Origin of the sequence: Faecalicoccus sp. LCP19S3_E2, assembly GCF_052121255.1 — a bacterium.
In the GTDB taxonomy this organism is placed as follows: Bacteria; Bacillota_I; Bacilli_A; order Erysipelotrichales; family Erysipelotrichaceae; genus Faecalicoccus.
In genome coordinates, this window is record NZ_JBQKEP010000050.1 from 1 (window position 1) to 339 (window position 339).

Here is a 339-nt window from a genome sequence, read left to right on the forward strand (position 1 = left end):
CTAAATAGGTCTTTTCGAAGGCTCTGTCTTTTTTTAACAGTTCAAGCTCCATTTCCTGTCGCCTGTTGATCCTTTCAAGCTCGGCTATTCTGCGCTGTGCTTTTTCCAGATTGGTCAGCTGTTCCTCCGATTTGCGTTTGCCTCGTCTGTCTTCCAGACCTTCTTCCCCTTTGGATTCATATTTCTTGACCCAGCTATATATCTGGGCATAATTTCCACCATAAAATGCAGCTGTTCCTTTATAATCATGATCATGACCTATGCAGTATTTTATGATTTCTATTTTCTTTTCCTTGCTTACTTTTAAAGTATCAGCCATATAGACCTCCGGCTTTGGAT

General features: G+C 40.7%; 1 protein-coding gene. It reads right to left on the bottom strand.

Features of this window, described 5'->3' with window-relative positions; all coding sequences use genetic code 11:
* Nucleotides 1-319: helix-turn-helix domain-containing protein (locus tag ACTQX6_RS12665; protein WP_441657726.1), on the bottom strand; the 319-nt coding region annotated here is incomplete at its 3' end.
* Nucleotides 320-339 lie beyond the last annotated feature (20 nt).